The sequence below is a fragment of the Aquirufa beregesia genome (assembly GCF_011090385.1).
Classification (GTDB): domain Bacteria; phylum Bacteroidota; class Bacteroidia; order Cytophagales; family Spirosomataceae; genus Aquirufa; species Aquirufa beregesia.
The window spans coordinates 1-255 of record NZ_SEWW01000060.1 but is presented as its reverse complement, the minus strand read 5'-3'; the positions used below and the strand labels follow the sequence as shown (position 1 = coordinate 255).

Sequence of the window (255 nt, the reverse complement as noted above, 5' to 3'; positions counted from 1 at the left end):
ACAGGCTTATCAGGAACGAATAAATTAAGTAGTGCCGGCGACTTTAGTAGTGGAGTAGCGAGCTTGACGGGCTTAGGCTTGAAATATACGGGAGCGGTAGGTTCAGGCACCTTCACCTTGACGGGCGTAAGCTTGAAATATACGGTGGCGAGAGGTGCAGGCGCCTTCACGATCACCGCAGCGGGAGGAGCGGCCGTGGCGAGTGGAGGTATCGACATCAATGGTGGTTCTGCAAAAAAGGTTCACATTGCAGGA

1 protein-coding gene is annotated in these 255 nt (G+C 53.3%); it reads left to right on the top strand.

Annotated elements, in window-relative coordinates; all coding sequences use genetic code 11:
• The coding region (locus EWU23_RS13895) for a hypothetical protein (RefSeq protein WP_166233210.1) at positions 1 to 255 on the top strand (255 nt) is incomplete at both ends.